20 protein-coding genes are annotated in these 20,637 nt (G+C 69.1%); 11 read left to right on the top strand and 9 right to left on the bottom strand.

Annotation, left to right across the window (positions count from 1 at the left end):
* Positions 1-33: 33 nt before the first annotated feature.
* Genes ACFWJ8_RS07555 through ACFWJ8_RS07540 form a run of 4 tightly spaced genes read right to left on the bottom strand, consistent with a single transcriptional unit; the run spans position 34 to position 4,378 of the window.
* The gene (locus ACFWJ8_RS07555; protein WP_378810293.1) at positions 34-1,227 is read right to left on the bottom strand and encodes a glycoside hydrolase family 1 protein; all 1,194 of its coding nucleotides are present in this window, start codon (positions 1,225-1,227) and stop codon (positions 34-36) included.
* A 52-nt stretch (positions 1,228-1,279) separates the two neighbouring features.
* Positions 1,280-2,173, bottom strand: coding sequence for a carbohydrate ABC transporter permease (locus ACFWJ8_RS07550; RefSeq protein ID WP_378810292.1), 894 nt, complete (start codon positions 2,171-2,173; stop codon positions 1,280-1,282).
* 1 nt (position 2,174) lies between these two features.
* The gene (locus ACFWJ8_RS07545; protein ID WP_378810291.1) at positions 2,175-3,098 is read right to left on the bottom strand and encodes a carbohydrate ABC transporter permease; all 924 of its coding nucleotides are present in this window, start codon (positions 3,096-3,098) and stop codon (positions 2,175-2,177) included.
* Entirely contained in the window at positions 3,095-4,378 is a 1,284-nt protein-coding gene (locus ACFWJ8_RS07540) for an extracellular solute-binding protein (RefSeq protein WP_378810289.1), read from the bottom strand. Before ACFWJ8_RS07540 ends, ACFWJ8_RS07545 begins: the two co-directional genes overlap by 4 nt.
* A gap of 163 nt (positions 4,379-4,541) precedes the next feature.
* On the opposite strand from ACFWJ8_RS07540, the gene ACFWJ8_RS07535 reads away from it, so the two are divergent.
* From ACFWJ8_RS07535 to ACFWJ8_RS07520, 4 genes are all read left to right on the top strand, one after another.
* Positions 4,542-5,537, top strand: coding sequence for a LacI family DNA-binding transcriptional regulator (locus ACFWJ8_RS07535; RefSeq protein ID WP_378810287.1), 996 nt, complete (start codon positions 4,542-4,544; stop codon positions 5,535-5,537).
* Between the two features lie 142 nt (positions 5,538-5,679).
* Positions 5,680-6,714, top strand: coding sequence for a tryptophan--tRNA ligase (gene trpS / locus ACFWJ8_RS07530; RefSeq protein WP_378810286.1), 1,035 nt, complete (start codon positions 5,680-5,682; stop codon positions 6,712-6,714).
* 288 nt (positions 6,715-7,002) lie between these two features.
* Positions 7,003-7,950: a hypothetical protein gene (locus tag ACFWJ8_RS07525; RefSeq protein WP_378810285.1), complete on the top strand. Its 948-nt coding sequence runs from the start codon at positions 7,003-7,005 to the stop codon at positions 7,948-7,950.
* Positions 7,951-7,979: 29 nt separating this feature from the next.
* Positions 7,980-8,837 carry an aldo/keto reductase gene (locus tag ACFWJ8_RS07520; RefSeq protein WP_378810284.1) on the top strand — a complete coding sequence of 286 codons (858 nt, stop codon included), beginning with the start codon at positions 7,980-7,982 and terminating at the stop codon, positions 8,835-8,837.
* A 121-nt stretch (positions 8,838-8,958) separates the two neighbouring features.
* Here ACFWJ8_RS07520 and nrdF read toward each other — a convergent pair whose 3' ends face one another.
* The 4 genes from nrdF to nrdH are packed head-to-tail and all read right to left on the bottom strand — an operon-like array spanning position 8,959 to position 12,786.
* Positions 8,959-9,933, bottom strand: a complete 975-nt coding sequence (gene nrdF / locus ACFWJ8_RS07515; RefSeq protein WP_378810283.1) for a class 1b ribonucleoside-diphosphate reductase subunit beta — start codon at positions 9,931-9,933, stop codon at positions 8,959-8,961.
* A 30-nt stretch (positions 9,934-9,963) separates the two neighbouring features.
* The gene (nrdE, locus tag ACFWJ8_RS07510) at positions 9,964-12,096 is read right to left on the bottom strand and encodes a class 1b ribonucleoside-diphosphate reductase subunit alpha (protein ID WP_378810592.1); all 2,133 of its coding nucleotides are present in this window, start codon (positions 12,094-12,096) and stop codon (positions 9,964-9,966) included.
* 5 nt (positions 12,097-12,101) lie between these two features.
* A complete protein-coding gene (gene nrdI / locus ACFWJ8_RS07505) occupies positions 12,102-12,548 on the bottom strand; it encodes a class Ib ribonucleoside-diphosphate reductase assembly flavoprotein NrdI (protein ID WP_345542822.1) in 447 nt (148 codons plus the stop codon).
* Positions 12,549-12,552: 4 nt separating this feature from the next.
* Positions 12,553-12,786 carry a glutaredoxin-like protein NrdH gene (gene nrdH / locus ACFWJ8_RS07500; protein WP_141893947.1) on the bottom strand — a complete coding sequence of 78 codons (234 nt, stop codon included), beginning with the start codon at positions 12,784-12,786 and terminating at the stop codon, positions 12,553-12,555.
* 349 nt (positions 12,787-13,135) lie between these two features.
* Between nrdH and ACFWJ8_RS07495 the strand changes: the two genes are divergently transcribed.
* A complete protein-coding gene (locus tag ACFWJ8_RS07495; protein WP_378810281.1) occupies positions 13,136-14,344 on the top strand; it encodes an MFS transporter in 1,209 nt (402 codons plus the stop codon).
* Between the two features lie 120 nt (positions 14,345-14,464).
* On the top strand, positions 14,465-15,346 hold the full coding sequence (locus tag ACFWJ8_RS07490) for an intradiol ring-cleavage dioxygenase (RefSeq protein ID WP_378810280.1): 882 nt from the start codon (positions 14,465-14,467) through the stop codon (positions 15,344-15,346).
* A gap of 6 nt (positions 15,347-15,352) precedes the next feature.
* Here the strand turns inward: ACFWJ8_RS07490 and ACFWJ8_RS07485 are convergent, their stop codons facing one another.
* A complete protein-coding gene (locus ACFWJ8_RS07485) occupies positions 15,353-15,757 on the bottom strand; it encodes a pilus assembly protein CpaE (protein ID WP_378810590.1) in 405 nt (134 codons plus the stop codon).
* 86 nt (positions 15,758-15,843) lie between these two features.
* Here ACFWJ8_RS07485 and ACFWJ8_RS07480 point away from each other — a divergent pair, with 86 nt between their 5' ends.
* The 5 genes from ACFWJ8_RS07480 to ACFWJ8_RS07460 all read left to right on the top strand — a co-directional run bounded on the left by ACFWJ8_RS07480 (position 15,844) and on the right by ACFWJ8_RS07460 (position 20,548).
* A complete protein-coding gene (locus tag ACFWJ8_RS07480) occupies positions 15,844-16,599 on the top strand; it encodes an alpha/beta fold hydrolase (protein WP_378810278.1) in 756 nt (251 codons plus the stop codon).
* Between the two features lie 27 nt (positions 16,600-16,626).
* Positions 16,627-17,799, top strand: coding sequence for an acyl-CoA dehydrogenase family protein (locus ACFWJ8_RS07475; RefSeq protein WP_378810276.1), 1,173 nt, complete (start codon positions 16,627-16,629; stop codon positions 17,797-17,799).
* Between the two features lie 2 nt (positions 17,800-17,801).
* On the top strand, positions 17,802-19,091 hold the full coding sequence (locus ACFWJ8_RS07470; RefSeq protein ID WP_378810275.1) for a DUF445 domain-containing protein: 1,290 nt from the start codon (positions 17,802-17,804) through the stop codon (positions 19,089-19,091).
* 93 nt (positions 19,092-19,184) lie between these two features.
* Positions 19,185-20,081 carry an agmatinase family protein gene (locus tag ACFWJ8_RS07465; protein WP_378810274.1) on the top strand — a complete coding sequence of 299 codons (897 nt, stop codon included), beginning with the start codon at positions 19,185-19,187 and terminating at the stop codon, positions 20,079-20,081.
* The gene (locus tag ACFWJ8_RS07460; protein WP_378810272.1) at positions 20,078-20,548 is read left to right on the top strand and encodes a SixA phosphatase family protein; all 471 of its coding nucleotides are present in this window, start codon (positions 20,078-20,080) and stop codon (positions 20,546-20,548) included. The genes ACFWJ8_RS07465 and ACFWJ8_RS07460 overlap by 4 nt, the downstream gene beginning before the upstream one ends.
* The last annotated feature ends 89 nt before the right edge of the window (positions 20,549-20,637 follow it).

Below are 20,637 nucleotides of genomic sequence, written 5' to 3'. Positions count from 1 at the left end.
GCAGGCCGCGGCATCCACCATCTCTTCGTCGTCTCAGGCGGCGGGGATGACGTTCCGCTGCGCGAGGTCGCCGAGCCACCCGAGGCTCGGCTTGGGCGTGCGCGCGAAGGTCTCGTGGTCGACCGCGATCAGCCCGAACGTGGGGCGGAACGAACCCCACTCGTAGTTGTCGAGGAGCGACCAATGCAGGTACCCCCGCACGTCGCAGCCGTCGGCCATCGCCGCGGCCATGCCGGCCAGCGCGCCGGTGGTGTAGTCGATGCGCCGGGTGTCGTCGGAGGTCGCCATGCCGTTCTCGGTGACGATCATCGGGACGCCGCCGGTGACCTCGCGGGTGTGGCGGAGGGCGTGACCCAGCGCCTCGGGGTAGTACTCCCATCCCGTGAGCGTGCGCTCGGTGCCCTCGGGCCACTCCTGCGGGCCGTAGCCCAGCTCGTCGTCCGTGGGGCCGATGATGGTCCGCAGGTACGACTGCACGCCGATGAAGTCGTCGTCGCGCGACTGCTCGAGGAAGAAGTCCTCGCGCCAGTACTGCCATTCGTCGCGCTGCTTCTCCCACCCGGGCACGGCCTGGAACACCTGGTTCGCCACGGTCCAGCCGGAGCGGATGCCGCCGACCCCGCGCAGCACCTCGGTCGAGGCGTGGTGCGCGTCGGCGATCGCCTGCGCGACGAACGGCGACGGGCCGGGGAAGTTGACGCCGTTCTCGGTGTCGATGCGCGCCTCGGTCTGGTTGACCATCATGTTCGGCTCGTTGATCGTGACGACGAGGTCCACGTCGTCGAGGATCGTCGCGGCGATCTCGGTGAAGCGCCGGAAGCGATCGGTGCTCTGCTCGGCGTACCAGCCGCCGGAGTGGTCCCACCAGCGCGGGAACGTGAAGTGGTGCAGCGTGACGATCGGCTGCACGCCGTGGTCGCGGCACGTGTCGATCATGCGCCGGTAGTGCGCGAGCTGCGCGCGCGAGACCACGCCCTCCTCGGGCTCGATGCGCGACCACTCCAGTGAGAACCGGTACGCGGTGAGGCCTGCGTCGGCCAGCAGCGCGATGTCCTCCGGGTAGCGGTGGTAGGAGTCGCACGCGTCACCGGACGGTTCCGGGATCTGCGTGCCCGGCGCGTACTCGTTCTCCCAGTGTCCGGTGTTGACGTTGCCGCCCTCGATCTGGTGACCGGCGGTGGCCGCTCCCCAGATGAACCCCTCGGGTGCGGCGATGACACTGCTCATGAATGCTGATTCCCTTCTGTCGGATGGTTGGTGTCGGCGGCGGGGATCCGGGTCACTTGATCCCCGTCAGGGCGATGCCCTGGATGAAGTGGCGCTGCATCGCGATGAACAGGACGAGCACCGGGATGACGATGAGGAAGGAGCCCGCCATCTGCAGCCCGAAGTCCGATCCGTGACCGCCGGCCTCTGCCGAGAACAGCGCCAGCGACACCGGCAGGGTGTACATCGAGTCGTCCTGCGAGATGATCAGCGGCCACAGGAAGCTGTTCCACGACCCCATGAAGGTGAAGATCGCGAGGGTCGCCAACGGCGCCTTGCACAGCGGCAGCACGATCTGGAAGAACGTGCGGAACTCCCCCGCGCCGTCGATGCGGGCCGCATCCAGCAGCGAGTCCGGGATCTCGAGCATAAACTGCCGCATCAGGAAGACGCCGAACGCGCCCACCATGCCCGGCAGGATCAGGCCCCAGTAGGTGTTGACCATGCCGAGGTTGGCGACCAGCACGAACTGCGGGATCAGCGTCACGATGCCGGGGACGAACAGCGTGGCCAGCACGACGACGATGATGACGTTCTTGCCGGGGAACTTCATCTTCGCCAGCGCCCAGCCGACCATCGACGAGAACAGCAGCGTCGTGGCGACCGTCACCGCCGCGAGGAACACCGAGTTGAAGAACGGCCGCAGGATGTCGAACTCGAACAGCCACGCACGGAAGTTGTCGAGCGTGGGATGCTGCGGCCACCACGTGATCGGGCGCTGCATGATCTCGGCCTTCGTCTTGAAGGCGCCGAGCACCATCCACACGAACGGCAGGACCGTTGCGGCCAGGCCGACCGAGAGCACGACCAGCACGGCGAGGTTGCCCCACCGGATGGGCTTGCGCGGGCTGCGCGCGGACGTTGACACGGCCTCCGTGTCAGCGGGTCTTTCGAGTGTGGTGGTCATGTCAGGTCCTCTGGCGGAAGAAGCGGAACTGGATGAGCGCGAGGATGCCGACGAGCGCGAACAGCACGTACGCGCCGGCTGCGCCGACCGAGTAGTTGCCGTACTTGAACTGGTTGTAGACCTGGAGGGCGATCGACGTGGTCGACTCCAGCGGGCCGCCGTTGGTCATGACGAACGGCTCGTCGAAGAACTGCATGTAGCCGGTCGTCACGAGGATCGTGTTCAGCAGGATCGTCGGCATCATCATCGGGATGGTGATGCGGAAGAACTTCTGGACCGCGTTCGCGCCGTCGATCGACGCGGCCTCGTTCACGTCGGCGGGGATGCCCTGCAGTCCGGCGAGGAAGATCACCATGGAGGCGCCGATGTTGCGCCAGATCGCCATGATCGTGATCGCCAGCAGTGCGGTGTTCGGGTCGCTGAGCCAGTTCGGCCCCGTGATCCCGACCGAGGCGAGGATCGTGTTGATGACGCCCGTGTTCTGGTACATGATGCGCCACACGACAGCCACCGCGACGATCGTCGTGATGACCGGCGTGTAGTACCCGACGCGGAAGAAGGTGGCGACCTTGCGGCTCACGGAGTTGAGGAGCACAGCCAGCACCAGGGCGATGAACAGCGTGGCCGGCACGCCGACCACGACGAACATCAGGGTGTTGAACAGCGCGCGCTGGAACGACGGGTCGGTGAGGACCGCGACGAAGTTGTCGAACCCGACGAAGTTGACGTTGAACGGGTTGCGGATGTCACGCGCCCGCAGGTCGGTGAACGACATCGCCAGCGAGCTGACGAGCGGGATCAGACCGAAGACCCCGAATGTCAGGACGAACGGCGCGACGAAGACCCACGCGATGAGGGCCGAGCGGCGCCGCTGCGCGGCCAGGGAAGAGACCTTCTTCCCCGGCCGCGCCTGCACGGATGTCACCACCCGAAGCCGATCTTGTCGGCCTCGGCCTGGATCTCCTTCGCGGCATCGGCGCTCGTGATCTCGCCACGGGCGACCTGCTCGGAGTACTTGCTGATGAGGTCCGAGATCTGCGACCACGCCGGGTAGTTCGGCGTGGCGACCGTGTTCTCCAGCTGCTCGGTGAGCGTCTTGGTCACCGGGTTGTCCTGGATCGGGGCGTACTGGCCCGCCGCGACGTTGGCCGGGAGCTCGCCCTGCAGGTCGTACCACGCCTCCTGCTGGTCCTGCTCGCCGATCCACGACAGCAGCGACCAGGCCGCCGACTTGTTGTCCGACGCCGAGAAGACGCCGAGGTTGCCGCCGCCGATGTACTGGTCGTTGTTGCCGCCGGGGCCCTCGGGCGAGACGGTGTAGCCGACCGAGTCCATCGTGAAGCCCTCGGGAGCGGTGCCCTTGTCGATCTCCTCCTGGTAGATGTCGAGCATCCACGGGCCCGAGATGAACATCGGCGTGCCGCCGTTCTCGAACGTCGCGTCGGAGTCGCCGAGCGGCGCCTCACCGCGCTGGAAGTAGCCGCCGTAGTAGTCGAGGGCCTCGACGAACTCGGGGGTGTCGATCGTCCACTTGTCACCGTCGGTCATCGAGCCGCCCGCCTGCGCGTCGAACGGCACGATGACCTGGGCCGGCTGCTCGGTGGGCTTGGGCAGGCTCAGGCCGAACGTGCCCCCGGGACGCGAGGCGAACGCCGCGGCCATCGCCTGGGTCTCTTCCCACGTCGTCGGTGCCGACAGGCCGAGGTCGGCGGCGATGTCCGCACGGTAGAACAGGAAGCGCGTCTCGACGTACCACGGCATCGCATACAGGCCGTCCTCGCCCGTCACCGAGTCGACCGCGGCCGGGTAGAAGTCGCTCTCGTCGTAGACCCCGTCCGGCACGCTGTCGAATGCGCCCATGCCGATGACGGTCGCCGTCTGGTCGGAGCCGGTCATGATGATGTCCGGCCCCTTGCCGGCGGCTGTCGCCGTCTGCGCCTTCGTGATGACCTGATCCCACGGGACGTCCGTGATCTTGACGCTCGCGTCGGGGTTGGCCTTCACCCAGTCCTTCGTGAGCTTCTCGAGGTTGTCGGCGTGTCCGCCTGCCGTCCAGATCTCGACGGTGCCAGTCGCCTTGCCCTCTTCGGCCGGCGCGACCGACGATCCCTCGGCGGCGCCGTCCGCGCTGCGACCGCAACCGGACAGGACCAGGACCGCGCCGAGCGCCATCGCCGTGATCGCCGTGACTCGCATCCCTTGCATGCTCACTCCTTCGTGTGATTTCGAAACGAAAGCTCGAAATTTCGTGCCTCAGGGTGAGACTATAGAGCGAAAGTCCGGCACGAGTCCAGCGCAGCCCGCGAAATGGGCCAGCGATCGTTACTGTTTGCCGCTAGCATTTTCCGAAAGTTGATCCGGAGGAACCATGGCAGTCCAGCTCGCCCAGATCGCGACCGAGGCAGGGGTGTCCATCCCGACGGTGTCGAAGGTGCTCAACTCGCGCCCCGACGTGTCGCGCGCGACGCGCGACCGTGTCGCCGCGGTCCTGGAGCGCCACGGCTACGAGATCCGGATGCGGCCGCGCATGGCGACGGGGTTCCTCGACATCCGTGTGGTCAACCTCGATCGGGCATGGTCGGAGGCCGTCGTCCGCGGCGCAGCCGAGGCGGCGAAGGGGCACGGCAAGGACCTCGTCCTCGCCGTCGAACCGGATCCCGAGGACTGCGACGAATGGGTCATGCACGCGCTGGAACGCGGCTCGGACGGCGTGCTGAGCGTCGTGGCCGTGCCGAGCCCGGAGGCGCGGCAGCAGCTCGCCGAGGCCGGCATCCCGCTCGTCGTCGTCGACCCCCTGCACCGGACACCCGAGGGCACGTACTCGATCGCGGCGACGAACTTCCAGGGCGCGTTCGACGCCGCCCAGCACCTCCTGCAGCTCGGGCATCGCCGCATCGCGACCATCACCGGCCCCCTCGACCAGGACAACGGCATCGCCCGGCTCGCCGGCTTCCAGGCCGCGATGCAGCAGGCCGGCGTGCCCGCCGACGATGACCTCATCATCCGGACCCACTACGGCGTCGACCAGGGCTACGACGCGACGCGCCTGCTCCTCACCCGTGACGTCCGGCCGACCGCCATCTTCGCCGCGAGCGACGACACGGCCCTGGGCGCCATCCGCGCTCTCCGCGAGCACGACCTGCGCATCCCCGACGACATGTCGATCGTCGGCTTCGACGACCTCCCGCACTCGTCGTGGATCGACCCTCCGCTCACGACCATCCGCCAGCCTCTCGCGCAGATGGGCAGCGCGGCGGTCGACGTGATCGTCCGCGTCCGTGCCGGACAGCTTCCGGCCGCACGCACCGAGCTGTCGACGACGCTGGTGGTCCGCTCATCGACCGCGCCGCTGCGCGGGGCGTAGGCTGTGCGCATGCGTTTCACCGTCTCCGCCTGGTGGTGGCTGCAGCAGCAGCAGCCGTAACGCACTCACGCGCGGGCTGCACGGCAGCCCGCGTCCTGTGACCCTCGCATCCGTGCAGCTCCCCGATCACCGGAGCACACGAATGGACTCTTTCACCGCGACCGCGGCGCGCATGCCCGCCCTGCACGCCGACATCGCCGAGCACCCCGAGCACTACCGCATCCTCACCGGGGAGCGCCCCACCGGCCGCCTGCACCTCGGGCACCACTTCGGGACGATCCGGGAACGGGTGCGCCTGCAGGGGCTCGGCGTCGAGACGTTCGTCATCCTCGCCGACTATCAGGTCATCACCGACCGGGACGTCGCCGGCAACGTGCGCGACCACGTGTACGGCGCCGTCCTCGACTATCTCGCCGCCGGACTCGATCCGCACCGGACGACGATCTTCACGCACTCTTCGATTCCGGCGCTCAATCAGCTGCTGCTGCCGTTCCTCAGTCTCGTCACGGAGGCCGAGCTCCACCGCAACCCGACGGTCAAGGCGGAGGCGGCGGCGTCCGGGCGCGCGCTCAGCGGCCTGCTCCTCACCTACCCCGTGCACCAGGCGGCCGACATCCTCTTCTGCAAGGGGAACCTCGTGCCGGTGGGCAAGGACAACCTGCCGCACGTGGAGGCGGCCCGGACGATCGCGCGCCGCTTCAACGACCGGTACGGCGCAGTCTTCCCCGAGCCGGCCGCGCTGGTGAGCGATGCGCCGGAGCTTCCCGGGCTCGATGGACGCAAGATGTCCAAGAGCTACGGCAACGCCATCGCGCTCGGCATGACCGAGGACGAGACCGCCGCGGCCATCAAGCGGGCGCGGACGGACTCCGAGCGCACGATCACGTACGACCCGGTGAATCGCCCCGGCGTCGCGGGTCTGCTGGCCACCGCGGCCGTGGTGCAGGGGCGTGCCCCCGAAGAGGTCGCCGCCGAGGTCGGCGCGGCGGGCAGCGGCGCGCTCAAGAAGCTCACGACCGAGGCCGTCAACGAGTACCTGCGTCCCCACCGCGCACGTCGCGCATCGCTCACCGCGGCCGACGCGGCAGCGGTGCTCCGCGAGGGCAATGCCCGGGCGAACGCCGTCGCCGAGGCCACGCTCGACGAGGTGCGCGAGGCGATGGGGATGACCTACTGAGATGACGGATGCCGCGAGCCGCGGCATCCGTCATCTCCACGTCCCCGGAACACGGGGCTGGCGGCTTGATCGGCCTTCGCGGAAGGCTCTTTCGCAGCCGACGCCGTGGGGCTACCGTGACGGTGGATGGGGTTCGGTTTCCGGGACTGGGGTTGCGGGATGAACGAACACGGGCGGCCCTCGGCCGCGTCTTGGCGGCTGCCTACTGCGCTGCTCATCGCGGTCGCACTCGCTGTGACGGGATGTGCCTCGGCAGGCGAGCCGGCGCCGACCTCGTCCGGGTCGGCTTTGGGCGACGCCCACGTCGCACCGGTATCGGACGCCGACACGCTCGCCGCGTACGACTGGGGTGCGATCACCGTCCCGGCCTCATCGTGCGACCCCGACGCGACCGGCGACATCACGTTGGTGGACGGCAAGGGTGAGCTGGTGGGCGACGAGTTCCACACCTACTCCGTCGTCGCCCAGCTCCCGCCCGACATCGGCGAGCTGGCCGAGGGCACCGCCGCCGTGCTGCGCCTCACCTGCTATCTGGAGGGCGCGAATGCGGTCCCGCCGCTTCCCTTCGCGATCTTCGCGGTGGGTGACGACGGTCCCGAGCTCATCGGGTTGCTGCACAACACGGACCTCGGGGTCTCAGCGTCCGGCTCGGCCCTCGTGGTCGATGCCCTCGAAGTCGTGGATGGGCAGATCGTCGTCACCGGCACGTACCTCACCGATCAGGACGCGCACTGCTGCCCGAGCGGCGTCGGATGGACATGGATCGCCGTCGTCCACGGCAGGGTGGTCACGCAGGGGCACATCTCCGACGGCGCGCCACCCGCCGAGTTGCCCGACCGAGGAGCGCGCACCGAGGGCGACCTCATCATCTACGACCCGCCCGTCGAGGTGAAGGAGCAGTCCGACCTCGTGCTGCTCGAGGGCGCACCGGAAGACTTCAAGGACTTCATCTGGACCCAGAAGCAGCAGAACGACGGGCCAGGCTGCGACAGCGTGATCACGGTGAGCAGGCTGCACCTCGGAGGGTTCGCCAGCGGTGGCGTGGGCTGCGATCCGCCGATGGGCGGGGCCGCGCTGCTCTGGATCGAGCGCGACGGGGTGTGGTCGGTCCTCCTCACGCACCAGGACACGCCTCCCTGCGACGTGCTCACGGCGGCGCGGTTCCCGGCCGGCGTTCTCGGCGACGCGCCGGAGTGCGCGGACGCGCAGTGGCAGCCGGTGCCCTATGCCCCGTGAGATCAGCCGCCACGCGGAAGGAGGATGAGATGGTGACGAGCGTCACGCTCTCGAACGGACACCGGATGCCGCAGCTCGGCCTCGGCGTGTACCTCGTGTCGGATCCCGCGGTGTGCGAGGCGAGCGTGAGGTCGGCGCTCGGGGCCGGGTATCGGCTCGTCGACACCGCGTTCGTGTATCGCAACGAGCGGGCCGTGGGTCGCGGCATCCGCTCGTCCGGCGTGCCGCGCGACGAGGTGTTCCTCACGACGAAGCTCTGGCCGTCCACCTATGGCTACGACAGGGCCACGTCCGCCATCGCCGGGTCGCTCGAGAGACTCGATTGCGGCCCCATCGACCTGCTGCTGCTGCACCAGCCCGTCGGCGACGTGCTGGGTGCTTGGCGTGCGATGGAGGAGGCCGTCGACGCGGGCACCGTCCGGGCCATCGGGGTGAGCAACTTCACGGTGGCCGATCTGGAGAAGCTGCTCCCGAAGGCCCGGATCGCCCCCGTCGTGGATCAGGTCGAACTGCATCCGCACTGGCAGCAGCCCGAGCTGTTGCCCTACCTGAGCCGGCACGGGATCGTCGCGGAGGCCTGGTACCCGCTCGGCCACGGATCCGCGAAACTCCTGAACGAGCCGCCCGTCGTGGCCGCGGCATCCGCACACGGCAAGTCCGCGGTGCAGGTCATCCTGCGCTGGCACCTCCAGCGCGGGTTCGTGGCGATCCCGAAGTCGACCGACCCCGCGCACATCGCCGCGAACATCGACGTGTTCGACTTCGAATTGACTGCGGCCGAGATGGCCGGCATCGACGCGCTCGGCAAGGACAGGCCGATGTTCCGGATGCCTCGCTGGCTCATGTCGGCCGTCATGCCGATGGCGCGTCCACGCCCGCTGCCCTAGGGCCGAGAGGCGACCCCTGCGCCACTCGGACGAGGAGGAACGAGCAAAGGCCCGGACCCGCAGAATCCTGCGGGTCCGGGCCTTTCAGCAGCGCTGAGGGACTCGGCGTGGTCCGGAACTCCTAGAAGTCCCAGTCCTCGTCTTCCGTCGCCTCGGCCTTGCCGATGACGTACGACGAGCCCGACCCCGAGAAGAAGTCGTGGTTCTCGTCGGCGTTCGGCGATAGGGCCGACAGGATCGCCGGGTTCACGTCGGTGACGGTCGAGGGGAACATCGCCTCGTAGCCCAGGTTCATCAGGGCCTTGTTGGCGTTGTAGTGCAGGAACTTCTTGACGTCCTCGGTGAGGCCGACGCCGTCATAGAGGTCCTGCGTGTACTGCACCTCGTTGTCGTACAGCTCGTAGAGCAGCGAGAACGTGTAGTCCTTGATCTCGTCGCGCTTGGCCTGGTCGATGGTCTCCAGCCCGCGCTGGAACTTGTACCCGATGTAGTACCCGTGCACGGCCTCGTCACGGATGATGAGGCGGATGAGGTCTGCCGTGTTCGTCAGCTTGGCGCGCGACGACCAGTGCATCGGCAGGTAGAAGCCCGAGTAGAACAGGAACGACTCCAGCAGGGTCGAGGCGACCTTGCGCTTGAGGGGCTCGTCGCCGCGGTAGTACTCCATGACGATCTGAGCCTTCTTCTGAAGGTTCGGGTTCTCGATCGACCAGCGGAACGCCTCGTCGATCTCCTTCGTCGAGCACAGCGTCGAGAAGATCGACGAGTACGACTTGGCGTGCACCGACTCCATGAACGCGATGTTCGTGTAGACGGCCTCCTCGTGCGGCGTGATCGCGTCGGGGATGAGCGACACCGCGCCCACCGTGCCCTGGATCGTGTCGAGCAGGGTCAGGCCCGTGAACACGCGCATCGTGAGGGTCTGCTCCTGCGGGGTCAGCGTGTTCCACGACTGGATGTCGTTCGACAGCGGCACCTTCTCGGGCAGCCAGAAGTTGTTCACGAGGCGGTTCCACACCTCGAGGTCCTTGTCGTCCTGGATGCGGTTCCAGTTGATCGCCTGGACGTGGTCCAGGAGCTGAAGCTTCTCGCTCATTCTCGTTCTCTCAAATCCCGGGTCGGCGCGTCACAGGGTGCAGGAGACGCACTCGGTCATGTCCGTGCCCTCGAGGGCCATCTGCCGCAGGCGGATGTAGTAGATCGTCTTGATGCCCTTGCGCCAGGCGTAGATCTGGGCCTTGTTGATGTCGCGCGTGGTCGCGGTGTCCTTGAAGAACAGCGTGAGCGACAGACCCTGGTCGACGTGCTGGGTGGCGGCGGCGTAGGTGTCGATGACCTTCTCGTAGCCGATCTCGTACGCGTCCTGGTAGTACTCCAGGTTGTCGTTCGTCATGAACGCCGCCGGGTAGTAGACGCGGCCGAGCTTGCCTTCCTTGCGGATCTCGATCTTCGCCGCGATCGGGTGGATCGACGACGTCGAGTTGTTGATGTACGAGATCGAGCCGGTCGGCGGCACGGCCTGCAGGTTCTGGTTGTAGATGCCGTGCTGCTGGATCGAGGCCTTCAGCGCGCGCCAGTCGTCCTGCGTGGGGATGTGGTGGCCGGCGAACATCTCCTTGACCTTGTCGGTCGCGGGGACCCACTCCTGCTCGATGTACTTGTCGAAGAACTCGCCCGACGCATACGTCGAGTCCGCGAAGCCGTCGAAGGTCTCGCCGCGCTCGATCGCGATCTTGTTCGACGCGGTGAGTGCGTGGAACAGCACCGAGTAGAAGTAGATGTTCGTGAAGTCGACGCCCTCTTCCGAGCCGTAGTAGACGTGCTCACGGGCGAGGTAGCCGTGCAGGTTCATCTGGCCGAGGCCGATCGCGTGCGAGCGGTCGTTGCCGTCCTCGATCGAACGGACCGAGGCGATGTGGCTCTGCTGGCTCACCGCGGTGAGGGCGCGGATGCTGGTGTCGACGGTGCGTGCGAGGTCTCCGCCGTCCATCGCCAGGGCGATGTTGAGCGAGCCCAGGTTGCACGAGATGTCCTTGCCGATCTGGTCGTACGACAGGTCCTCGTTGAACGTGGTGGGCGTGTTGACCTGCAGGATCTCGGAGCACAGGTTGGACATGTTGATCCGGCCCTTGATCGGGTTGGCCTTGTTCACCGTGTCCTCGAACATGATGTACGGGTAGCCCGACTCGAACTGGATCTCGGCGAGGGTCTGGAAGAACTCGCGCGCGTTGATCTTCGTCTTCTTGATGCGCGAGTCGTTGACCATCTCGCGGTACTTCTCCGAGACCGAGATGTCGCCGAACGGCACGCCGTACACGCGCTCGACGTCGTACGGCGAGAAGAGGTACATGTCTTCGCCGTTCTTGGCGAGCTCGAACGTGATGTCGGGCACGACGACGCCCAGCGAGAGCGTCTTGATGCGGATCTTCTCGTCGGCGTTCTCACGCTTGGTGTCGAGGAACCGCATGATGTCGGGGTGGTGCGCGTTGAGGTACACCGCACCGGCGCCCTGACGCGCGCCCAGCTGGTTCGCGTACGAGAACGAGTCTTCGAGGAGCTTCATCACGGGGATGATGCCGCTCGACTGGTTCTCGATCTGCTTGATGGGTGCACCCGACTCGCGGATGTTCGACAGCAGCAGCGCCACGCCGCCGCCGCGCTTGCTCAGCTGCAGGGCGGAGTTGATGCCGCGGGCGATCGACTCCATGTTGTCTTCGATGCGGAGCAGGAAGCACGAGACGAGCTCGCCGCGCTGTGCCTTGCCGGCGTTGAGGAACGTGGGGGTGGCGGGCTGGAAACGACCCGAGATGATCTCTTCGACGAGCGCGGTGGCGAGCTTCTCGTCGCCGTCGGCGAGCGCGAGGGCCGTCATCACGACGCGGTCCTCGAAGCGCTCGAGGTAGCGCTTGCCGTCGAAGGTCTTGAGCGTGTAGCTCGTGTAGTACTTGAACGCTCCGAGGAAGGTCTCGAACCGGAACTTCTTGGAGTACGCGAGGTCGTTGAGCTTCTGGATGTACTCGAACGAGTACTTGTCGAGGACGGCGCCCTCGTAGTACTCCTTCTCGACGAGGTAGTCCAGACGTTCCTTGAGCGAGTGGAAGAACACGGTGTTCTGGTTCACGTGCTGCAGGAAGTACTCCCGCGCCGCGCGCTTGTCGGCGTCGAACTGGATCTGCCCGTTCGCGTCGTACAGGTTCAGCATCGCGTTGAGGGCGTGGTAGTCCATGCCCTCGAAGCGCGCCTCCGTCTTGAAGTCCATCTGCGTCAGAGTTCCCACCATCGTTCCAATCCCGCGCTCACGCGTTCCACATCTTCAGGCGTGCCGAATACCTCTAGCCGGTACAAGTGCGGCACGTGACACTTGCGGCTGATGATGTCGCCGGCGATGCAGAAGTGCTCGCCGAAGTTGGTGTTCCCCGCGGAGATGACTCCGCGGATGAGGCCGCGGTTTCGCTCATCGTTGAGGAACCGGATGACCTGCTTGGGAACAGCGCCCTTCTCGACCCCCCTGCCCTGGCCTCCGCCATAGGTGGGTGTCACGAGGACGTACGGCTCGTCGACCACGAGCGCCGGATCCGTCGAATGGAGCGGAATCCGGACCGCCCGTGCGCCGAGCTTCTCGATGAAACGCGCGGTGTTGCCCGACACGCTCGAGAAGTAGACCAGCAGCGGTGCGCTCGTCGCGACGCGCTGCGCCACGAGAGCAGACATGATGTCAGCTCAGACGCGCGGCGAGCTCGTCGATCTTGTCGGGGCGGAAGCCCGACCAGTGGTCCTCATCGGTGATGACGACCGGCGCCTGGAGGTACCCCAGCGCCTTGACCTGCTCGAGGGCCGTGGGGTCCTCGGAGAGGTCGTGGACTTCGTACTCGATGCCCTTCGAGTCGAGGGCTCGGTAGGTCGCCGTGCACTGCACGCACGCGGGCTTGGTGTAGACCGTGATCGCCATGTCGATTCTGCTCTCCTCGTCACTTCTCCGGCAGTCCCCCCGCCGGGAGACCAATACTACATATGGGTACCGACATCCGTAAGCACCACAAGGGCTAGTAGTTACATCGGTGTGATTTTCCACCGTTCTCCCCATGTACAACACAGGTTCTCCACGGATTCATCCACAGCCCGGAGGCTCTCGAAAACGCCGGGATCACGGGGGTTTCAGGAGCCACGGCCGCTTCCCTCCACAGCCGCGACGGTAGCCCCGGGGTCCGACATCGGATTTGGCTGTGGAGAGCGTCCCCGGCGTGTCGCGCACCCCGTCGGCGTGTCGTGGTGCGACGACGGTGGCGTAACGTTGTCTGGTGGCCGGCTACGGGGATCTTCTGCGCACTCCTGGCGTCCTGCGCATGATCTCGGCGCAGCTGGTCGCGCGCTTCCCCAACGGGATGATCAGCCTCGTGATCCTCCTCCACATCGAGGGGATCACCGGCTCGTACGGCGCCGCCGGCATCGTTCTGGCGGCCGTGTCGATCGGGCAGGCCATCGCCGGCCCGGTGACGAGCCGCTGGATGGGCCGCTGGGGCATGCGCCGCGTCCTGACGCTCACGACGCTCGTGTCGGCGGCATCCCTTCTCGGCATCGCGTTCCTCGTCTCGCCCGTGCCGGTGTACGTCGTGCTCGGCTTCATCGCCGGCATGTCGACGCCGCCGATCGTGTCGGCGGTCCGCACGATCTACCCCAAGCTGGTCAACTCGAAGCAGCTGACCGGCCTGTACTCGCTCGACGCGTCGCTGCAGGAGATCATCTGGATCCTCGCGCCGGTGCTCATCACGTTCGTCGCGACGCAGGCGGGGACGGTCGTCGGCCTCGTGCTGGTCGTGGTCATCCTGCTGTCGGGCTGCGCGTGGTTCATCCTGTCGCCCGAGGTCGGGCGCGTGCGCATCCCCCGCAGCAAGCGGTCGCTGGGCAAGGTGCTCGCGCGCCCGCCGATCCTGCTCGCGACGGTCATCGGGTTCCTGCTCATCGGCTCGTTCTCGGCCGTCGAGGCGAGCGTCGTCGCGACGTTCTCGCACGGCGGCGTCGAGGCCGGCCTCGTGCTGGCGGTGTTCTCGGTCGGCAGCCTCGCCGGCGGTCTCGCCTTCGGGCACCTGCCGATGGGGCGCTGGGCGATGGTGCGCCGGCTGGCGGTGGTGGCGTTCGGCCTCGTGCTCACGACGCTGTGGGTCAACGTGTGGTGGATCTCCGCGACGCTGTTCGTCGCAGGCATCGGCATCGCCCCGGCGCTGGGCGTGCTGTCGGCGATGACCACCGCGAGCGTCAAGTTCAGCGACACCGCCGAGGCGTTCGGCTGGGTCGGCACCGGACAGCTGATCGGCGCCGCCGTGGGCTCGGCGGTGGCAGGATTCCTCATCGACGGCCCCGGCGGCGTCACCGCGGCCTACGCGTCGGCGGCGGCGTTCTGCGCGCTCGCACTGCTGGTGGCCCTCGTCTTCGTCCGCCATCAGCCCGACCTGCGCGAGCGCGGCGCGAGCCCCATCCCCGATACCGAGCCGGTCCAGACCATCGGCTGAGCCTGTCGAAGCCTGAGCCTGTCGAAGCCTGAGCCTGCCGAAGCCTGAGCCTGCCGAAGCCTGAGCCGGTCGACACCCTTCCCATAGACGCCGCATAGGCGCGAGTGCTCTCCTCGAGGCATGCGCACCGACGACACGGAATGGCTCGACGCCGACGGCAACCCCATCGACGAGGATCACCGCGGCCTCGTCTACGACATCCGCACCCTCATCGATCGCCGCCGCGCGCTGGGAATCTTCGGCGGCGTGGCGCTGACGAGCCTGCTGACGGCGTGCGGCGTGACGAGCGACGGGGATGCCTCGGCCACGCCCGCCTCGTCGGGCGCGGCATCCCCCACTCCGACGCCGTCGTCTTCGGCCACCACCGCCGCCGGCCCGCTCGACGAGGTCCCCGACGAGACGGCCGGCCCCTACCCCGCAGACGGCTCGAACGGCGTCGACGTGCTCGACGACTCGGGCATCGTGCGCAGCGACATCCGGTCGAGCTTCGGGTCGTCGTCGACGGTCGCCGCGGGCGTGCCGCTCACGATCGCCCTCACGGTGCGCGACGCGGCGACCGGCGCCGCGCTGGCGGGGCACGGCGTATACCTGTGGCACTGCGACCGCGACGGCAACTATTCGCTGTACAGCCGCGGGGTCGAGGACGAGAACTACCTGCGCGGCGTGCAGGAGACCGATGCGAACGGCACCGTGACCTTCACGTCGATCTACCCGGCCTGCTACTCGGGCCGCTGGCCGCACATCCACTTCGAGGTGTACGAGGACGTCGCGACCGCGGTCGCCACCGGGCCGATCGTGAAGACCAGCCAGATCGCCCTGCCGGCCGAGACCAACGACGCCGTCTATGCGACGAGCGGGTACGAGCAGAGCGTGCGCAATGCGAGCCAGGTGTCGCTCAGCAGCGACATGGTCTTCAGCGATGACGGCGGCATCCACCAGCTCGCGACGACGGCGGGATCCGCCGCCGACGGGTACACCGCGTCGCTCACGGTCGGCGTGTAGGACGGTTCACGCGAGGCGCCGCAGCAGCTCGAGGAGGGCGAGCGCGTAGGCGTCCGCGGGCTCGGGATGCTCGAATACCTTGCGGTCCCCGGCCACGACGATCTCGACCTCGTGGGTGTCGGGAAGTCGCCGCAGCGACCGGAACGCACCGCGCAGCAGTTCGCGCAGCTGGTGCTCGTGCGGCAGCCACAGGGCGTCCTCGAGCGCGACCGAGTCGAGCGCCCACTCCGTCGTGCCGTTGAAGGCCAGGATGCGGCCGGTCGGGTACTCCCGGGGCTCGATGGTCATCTCGCTGACGGTGAAGACGTCGGCCTCGAACTCGGGTTCGTCGAGCTGGAACCGGTCGCCCGAGCGCGGGTGCCACACCAGCCCCGCGTCGCGCAGGGCCATCGCCAGTTCCGTCGAGATCACGCCAACCTCCGTGTCCATCCTGCCGTGCGTGACGCCCGGTGGCGCCCACCGCGGGGCGCTTCGCCGCGGACTCGTAGGCTGAGCGCATGCCTGCCCCCGTCTCGCTCCCCCGCCTGTCGTGGGGCTCGGCCGTCGCCGAGCGCCGCGCGCTGCTCGTGCACGGCCTCGGTTCGACCGGCGCCCTGATGTGGCGCTACGGCGTGGCGCTGGCCGACACCGGCTGGCGCGCAGAGGCCGTCGACCTCCGCGGCCACGGCGCGGCCCCGCGGGCGCTGGACTACACCCTGGCGGCCTACGGTGCAGACATCGCCGCGACCCGGCCCGCGGGCGGCGGCGCGTGGGACCTCGTGATCGGCCACTCCCTGGGCGGAGCGGCATCCGTCCTCGCCGCCGCCGGCGACCCGGAGTGGGCGCGCCGGCTCGTGCTCGTCGACCCGGCGATCGCGCTGCGGGCCGACGACCGCGCGGGCATCGGCGCGGGCCTCACCGCGTCGTTCGACGACCCGACGCAGGAGGCGGTGCGCCGCACTCACCCGCACTGGCACCCGCAGGACGTCGAGCTGAAGGCCCAGGCCTCGCAGGTGACGAGCCGCTGGGCGGTGGAGCAGACGACCGCGCAGAACCCGGAATGGGACGTGACGGATGCCGCCCTGCGCGTCGCCGTGCCGGTCGAGGTGATCGCGGCCGGCGTCGGCTCGATCTTCCGCGACACGCCGGTCGAGGCGGCGGTGGCGGGCAACCCGCGCTTCCGGCCGGCCGTCGTGATCGCGGGCGCAGGCCACTCCCCGCACCGCGACGACCCGGACGCGACGATCGCAGCGCTCCTCCCCCTCCTCGCCTGAGCCGCCGGGCGGGGGAAGAATGGCGGGGTGACGCTCTTCGATCCGACACAGCTCCTCCCCGACGACCTGCTCGAGCGCTTCCGCGCCCGCGCCGCCGTCCACGACCGCGAGAACACGTTCCCGGACGACGACCTCGCCGACCTGAAGGCGGCCGGGTACCTCGCGATTCTCGTGCCGGAAGAGCTCGGCGGCTCGGGGCTGGGCCTGGCCGAGGCATCCCTTCTGCAGCAGCGGCTCGCGGGCGCGGCGCCCGCCACCGCCCTCGCGATCAACATGCACCTGGTGTGGACGGGTGTGGCCAAGGTGCTCGCCGACCGCGGCAGCGACGCGCTGCGGTTCGTGCAGGAGGGCGCGGCGGCCGGCGAGGTGTTCGCGTTCGGCATCAGCGAGGCGGGGAACGACCTCGTGCTGTTCGGGAGCGGGACGGATGCCGCACCACTCCCCGACGGCGGCTACGCGTTCACCGGCACCAAGATCTTCACGTCGCTCTCACCGGTGTGGACGCAGCTGGGGCTGCACGGCCTCGACACGTCCTCGGACGACGCGCCCCGTATGGTCTACGCCTTCGTGCCGCGGTCGGAGGTGCAGACCGGGCGGGTCGTCGTGCGCGACGACTGGGACACCCTCGGCATGCGGGGCACGCAGTCGCGCACCACCGAGCTGCGCGACGCGGTGGCGCCCGCCGATCGGGTCGTGCGGCGCCTGGCCCCCGGCCCGAACCCCGACCCGCTCGTCTTCGGGATCTTCAGCGTGTTCGAGCTGCTGCTCGCCTCGGTGTACACGGGCATGGCCCGGCGGGCGCTGGAGCTGGCGGTCGCGACGGCCGCCAAGCGCACGTCCAAGCGCACCGGCAAGGCGTACAGCCAGGACCCCGACATCCGCTGGCGCATCGCCGACATGGCACTCGCGTACGACGCGCTGCCGCCGCAGATCGACGCTCTCGCGCGCGACGTCGACGACCTCGCCGACCACGGCGCGCAGTGGTTCGCGCTGCTCGCCGGCGTGAAGCACCGGGCGGTGACGGCCGCGAAGTCGATCGTCGACGAGGCGGTCCTCGTGGCAGGCGGCTCGTCGTACTTCTCGGGCAACGAGCTCGGCCGCCTCTACCGCGACGTGCTCGCCGGGCTGTTCCATCCCTCCGACCCCGAGTCGGCGCATTCGACGGTCGCGACGGCCTGGCTCGGTCCGGTCGAGGACTGAGCATGGCACCCACGCCGACGCAGCTGCTCAGCCCCGCCGACCAGGAACGCCGCCGCGCCCTGCGGCACATGAAGGCGGTGGCCCTCGGGGCGCTGCTGTTCATGGCCGCCCTGTTCGCGGTCTCGTTCGCCTTCCAGCAGGAGGTGCCGGCGCTCGCGTACCTGCGTGCGGCGGGCGAGGGCGGCATGGTCGGCGCCCTGGCGGACTGGTTCGCGGTGACAGCGCTGTTCCGGCATCCACTGGGCATCCCGATCCCCCACACCGCGATCATCCCGAGCCGCAAGGACGAGATCGGCCGAACCCTGGGCGAGTTCGTCGAGACCGAGTTCCTGCGGGGCGACGTCGTGCGCACGAAGCTCGTCGAGACGCCCATCGCAGCGCGCCTGGGCGAATGGCTGAGCGCCCCTTCGACAGGCTCAGGGACCTCGCACGCGGAGCGCGTCGCGGCCGAGGCGTCGGTGATGGCCTCGAGCGTGCTGCGCGCCCTCAGCGACGACGACGTGCGCGACGTCATCGAAGAGCTCGCGCGCGAGCACCTCATCGCGCCCGAGTGGGGCCCGCCGCTCGGCGAATGGCTGCAGCGTATCGTCGACGCGGGCGCGCACCGCGGCGCCGTCGACCTCGCCGCCGACAGCATCGCCGCGTGGCTCGCCGCCAACCACCGCGCGTTCACCGGACTCGTCTCGCGCCGCCTGCCGTCGTGGGTGCCCTCGGTGGCGCACCGGTTCGTCGACGACACCGTCTACAACGAGGCGGTCAAGTTCGTCGGCGCCGTGCAGCGCGACCCCCGGCATCCCGCCCGCCTCGCGATCGACGGATACCTGGAGCGCCTCGCGGCGAACCTGCAGCACGACCCGGCGACGATCGGGCGCTTCGAGGACGCCAAGCTCGCCGTGTTCGACAGCCCGCGCGTGCGCGAGCTCGCCGGCGAGGCGTGGACGACGGCCAAGACGGGCCTGCTGCGCTCGCTCGCCGATCCCGCGAGCGGGCTGCGGCGCCGCGGCGTGACCGCCCTCGTCGAGATCGGGGAGCGCATGACGACGGATGCCGCGCTGCAGAGCCGCGTCGACGAGTGGGTCACCGACGGCGCCGTGTTCCTCGTGGACCGCTACCGTCACGACATCGCGTCGATCATCACCGACACCGTCGAGCGATGGGACCCCGCCGAGACCACCGAGAAGATCGAGCTCATGGTCGGCCGCGACCTGCAGTACATCCGCCTCAACGGCACGATCGTGGGCGCGCTCGCCGGCGTCGCGATCTTCACGGTCGCGCACGCGCTGCTCGGCTAACGCTGGACGCTCCGTGCGGTCGCCGCGGATCTCCGGGAGAGCACGCCGGAGGGATGCCGGGCACGGCCGCTCTGCGGCGAGTAGCGTCGAGTCGTGGCGCTTCTTCATGATGACCTCTGGCCGCGCGCCGGCGCGTGGCCGCCCGCCGACGACGGATCGTGGGATGCCGCGATCCTCGGCGTCCCGGCCTTCCGCACCTCGATCTCGCCGACGGGGGCGCACGCCACCCCGGGCGCGATCCGGGAGGCGCTGCGCCGGTACAGCCCGACCCTGCTCGGGCCGCCGTCCGTCGATCTCGACGAGGTGCTGCGCATCGCCGACGCGGGCGACGTCGACGAGCCGGACGGACCGGAGGGCGAGGCAGCCGTCCGCGCCGCGGTGCGGACGCTGCGCCGACGGACCGACCTCGTCATCGCCCTCGGCGGCGACAACTCGCTCACCTACGCGGTGACGCAGGGGGCGGCGGCGACCGGCCTCATCACGATCGACGCGCACTTCGACCTGCGCGACGGCGTCTCGAACGGATCACCGGTCCGCCGGCTCGTCGAGGACGGCCTCGACGGCCGCCGCATCGTGCAGCTCGGCATCGCCGACTTCGCGAACTCTGCCGCCTACGCGCAGCGCGCCGCCGACTTCGGGATCACGGTGATCACGATGGACGAGGTGCGTCGCCGCGGCGCCGCCGACGTCATGGCGGAGGCGCTGGCCATCGCGGGCGCCGACGGCGGGGCGTTCCACCTCGACATCGACGTCGACGTGTGCGACCGGTCGGTGGCCCCGGGATGCCCGGCCTCCGTGCCGGGTGGCCTCGCCGCGTGGGAGCTGCGGGCGCTCGTCCGCGCGGCGGCCGCCGACCCCCGGCTGCACAGCGCCGACCTCGCCGAGGTCGACGCCACCGCCGACGCCCCGGACGGGCGCACCGTGCGCCTGGCCGCGCTCTGCGTCCTCGAGCTGCTCGCAGGCCTCGCCGCGCGCCGGAGCGCCTCATGATCCGCCTCGCGCTGGTGCGCCACGCCAAGTCGGACTGGGGCGACCCGGGCCTGGCCGACCACGACCGGCCCCTCAACGATCGCGGGATGAGGGACGCCCCGGTCATGGCGGCCCGGCTGGCGGCATCCGGATTCCGCCCCGACGTGATCCTGTCGAGCACGGCGCTGCGCGCACGCACGACCGCCGAGGCCTTCGCGGCCGAGCTCGGCGTCGCGGTGTCGCTCGACCCTGAGCTCTACGGCGCGCCCGCGGCGACGCTGCTGGCCGCGGCGGCCGACACCGGCGCGAGCGCCGTGATGGTCGTCGCGCACGACCCGGGGATGACGGTGCTCGCCGGGCGGCTGTCGGGCGACGGCATCGGCCACATGCCGACATGCGCCGTGGCGACGTTCGCGTGGAGCCAGGACGATTGGGACGTCGCGACCGCGCTCGACCCCGACGACTGGACGTTCGACACGCCTCGCTGAGCCGCGCCCTTCGGTTCGCAGGCCTGTGACGTGAGATCTGCTTCTACATCGTTGTACTCGAGCTCTACATCGTTGTAGATTGCCCTCGA

It is taken from the genome of Microbacterium sp. NPDC058389, from assembly GCF_042722305.1.
Lineage (GTDB): Bacteria > Actinomycetota > Actinomycetes > Actinomycetales > Microbacteriaceae > Microbacterium.
Note: the sequence above shows the minus strand (reverse complement) of the source record. Positions and strands in the feature narration are given on the sequence as shown.

Bases quoted from the DNA above. Each gene is read 5' to 3' on its own strand.
- ACFWJ8_RS07555 (WP_378810293.1), bottom strand. From the start codon at position 1,227: ATGAGCAGTGTCATCGCCGCACCCGAGGGGTTCATCTGGGGAGCGGCC.
- ACFWJ8_RS07550 (WP_378810292.1), bottom strand. From the start codon at position 2,173: ATGACCACCACACTCGAAAGACCCGCTGACACGGAGGCCGTGTCAACG.
- ACFWJ8_RS07540 (WP_378810289.1), bottom strand. From the start codon at position 4,378: ATGCAAGGGATGCGAGTCACGGCGATCACGGCGATGGCGCTCGGCGCG.
- ACFWJ8_RS07535 (WP_378810287.1), top strand. From the start codon at position 4,542: ATGGCAGTCCAGCTCGCCCAGATCGCGACCGAGGCAGGGGTGTCCATC.
- trpS (WP_378810286.1), top strand. From the start codon at position 5,680: ATGGACTCTTTCACCGCGACCGCGGCGCGCATGCCCGCCCTGCACGCC.
- ACFWJ8_RS07520 (WP_378810284.1), top strand. From the start codon at position 7,980: ATGGTGACGAGCGTCACGCTCTCGAACGGACACCGGATGCCGCAGCTC.
- nrdF (WP_378810283.1), bottom strand. From the start codon at position 9,933: ATGAGCGAGAAGCTTCAGCTCCTGGACCACGTCCAGGCGATCAACTGG.
- nrdE (WP_378810592.1), bottom strand. From the start codon at position 12,096: ATGGACTTCAAGACGGAGGCGCGCTTCGAGGGCATGGACTACCACGCC.
- nrdI (WP_345542822.1), bottom strand. From the start codon at position 12,548: ATGTCTGCTCTCGTGGCGCAGCGCGTCGCGACGAGCGCACCGCTGCTG.
- nrdH (WP_141893947.1), bottom strand. From the start codon at position 12,786: ATGGCGATCACGGTCTACACCAAGCCCGCGTGCGTGCAGTGCACGGCG.
- ACFWJ8_RS07490 (WP_378810280.1), top strand. From the start codon at position 14,465: ATGCGCACCGACGACACGGAATGGCTCGACGCCGACGGCAACCCCATC.
- ACFWJ8_RS07480 (WP_378810278.1), top strand. From the start codon at position 15,844: ATGCCTGCCCCCGTCTCGCTCCCCCGCCTGTCGTGGGGCTCGGCCGTC.
- ACFWJ8_RS07470 (WP_378810275.1), top strand. From the start codon at position 17,802: ATGGCACCCACGCCGACGCAGCTGCTCAGCCCCGCCGACCAGGAACGC.
- ACFWJ8_RS07460 (WP_378810272.1), top strand. From the start codon at position 20,078: ATGATCCGCCTCGCGCTGGTGCGCCACGCCAAGTCGGACTGGGGCGAC.